The sequence below is a fragment of the Mesorhizobium sp. M5C.F.Ca.IN.020.29.1.1 genome, from assembly GCF_003997375.1.
Taxonomy (GTDB): domain Bacteria; phylum Pseudomonadota; class Alphaproteobacteria; order Rhizobiales; family Rhizobiaceae; genus Mesorhizobium; species Mesorhizobium wenxiniae.
Genome location: NZ_RZSW01000880.1, coordinates 1 through 1,738 on the forward strand (window position 1 = coordinate 1; position 1,738 = coordinate 1,738).

Consider the following 1,738-nt stretch of genomic DNA (forward strand, 5'->3'; position numbering starts at 1 on the left):
TGTCACGCTCCTGTCAGAAAAGCTTATTGCAGAGGCAGGAGCGACAGGCAATCGCTATTGCTGCACCGCAGCAATCAAGTCCGCCGGCATGGTTCAGCCGTCCTTGCGCAGCGCACAGAGATAAAATCCATCGGTACTGCTCAGCGCCGGCGACAGCGAAATGCCGCCTGCGGCGCCGATTCGCGCAGCCGTCTCGTGGCCCGGAAAGCGGCTGTCCCAGAGCTGGCGGTGATCGACCGGGGCAAAGCCGCGGTTACGATCTCGGAAGGCAGCGACCTGTTCGCCATTCTCCTCGTCGAACACCGAGCAGGTGATGTAGACCAGCAGCCCGCCCGGTTTCACGAAGGCTTTGGCCGCATCGAGGATCGCCGATTGCTCGCCTTTGCGTGCATCGAGCTGCTTCTGCGTCAGCCGCCATTTGGCATCGGGCCGGCGCCGCCATGTGCCGCTGCCGGTGCAGGGCGCGTCGACTAGGACGATATCCATGTGGCCCGAAAGGGTGCTGAGCTCGGCCGGCTTGGTGACGATTTGCACGTTGCGGTTTTCCGAGCGCCGGATGCGTTCGAAGATCGGCGCCAACCGCGCCTTTTCGGCATCATGGGCAAACACCTGGCCGCGATTGTCCATCGCCGCCGACAGTGCCAGCGTCTTGCCGCCGGCTCCGGCGCAAAAGTCGAGGACCTGCATTCCGGCCTCCGCGCCAGCCAGCGTGGCGGCGATCTGCGAGCCTTCGTCCTGAACCTCGAACCAGCCTTTCTGGAAGGCCGGTTCCGCCTGCACGTTCGGGTGCCTGCCGTCGCCCGCGATCGGCGGGATGCGAATGCCGTGCGGTGCGATCCGTGCAGCCCTGGCGCCGGTCCCGGCCAGCTCCGCGAGCACCTTGCCGCGGTCGGCCCGCAGCGTGTTGACCCTGAGGTCCAGCGGTGGGCGGGTCGCTAACGCCGCACCTTCGTCGACCCAGCTGGCGCCAAAGGCCTGCTCGAAAAGCGGTTCGCACCAATCCGGAATATCAGCCCGTACCGCCGACGGCGCAGCGTCGAGCCGGCGATCGGTGACGGCCCTCAGTTCACCGTCATTCAACAGCGGCGGCGCAAACTTGTCGCCGTCGAGCGCTTCGTTCAGCGACTGCGCCGTCTGGTTCCATTCAAGCAGCAGCGCGCCAAAACCGATGGCGCGCGGCGTATCTTCGCCCAGCAAAAACCCGGCCGAGCGCTTCCGGCGCAGCGCGTCATAGACGATGTTGCCGATCGCCGCGCGATCGCCGCCTCCCGCGAAGCGGTGCGCCAGGCCCCAATCCTTCAGCGCGTCGGCCACCGGCCGGTGCCGCCGGCCGATATCCTCCAGCACTTCGATGGCCGCCGCCAGCCGTCCGCCCAGTCGCATCTTCTTATTCCGTTACTCAGCAAATTATTTCCGCCCTGCTCTAAAGCGCGTGACTGGCACACACAAGCGGGGAGAGTCTCGGATAGCAGATCGAACGCAGATATGTTGGCACCCACAGCTCTAATCGGTGCATTGCTTATGCTTTCAAACTTTCGAAGTTTCGGTAGTCTTCCGCTGCGTGGTTCGCGAAGAACTGCAAGCGGATCGGCGGGAAATTACGAGGAGAGGGCAATGAAGACTTATCTGGCGGAAGTTTTAGGCACATTTCTACTGGTGTTCATCGGCACGGCTTCGGTGGTGACGGGCGGCTTCGGCGGCGCGCTGCCACTCGGGCAGGAAGGCATCGGTCTTGCAT

General features: G+C 64.1%; 1 protein-coding gene and 1 pseudogene. One reads left to right on the forward strand and one right to left on the reverse strand.

Annotated features, from left to right (window positions below; translation table 11 throughout):
- Positions 1-93: 93 nt before the first annotated feature.
- Complete coding sequence (locus EOA85_RS34570; protein WP_127212667.1) at positions 94-1,383, reverse strand: RsmB/NOP family class I SAM-dependent RNA methyltransferase; 1,290 nt, start codon at positions 1,381-1,383, stop codon at positions 94-96.
- A gap of 231 nt (positions 1,384-1,614) precedes the next feature.
- Between EOA85_RS34570 and EOA85_RS40225 the strand changes: the two are divergent.
- Positions 1,615-1,738: pseudogene (locus EOA85_RS40225) on the forward strand (aquaporin); the annotation flags it as partial.

Excerpts from the sequence above, each read along its gene's own strand:
- EOA85_RS34570 (WP_127212667.1), bottom strand. The coding sequence starts at position 1,383 with ATGCGACTGGGCGGACGGCTGGCGGCGGCCATCGAAGTGCTGGAGGAT.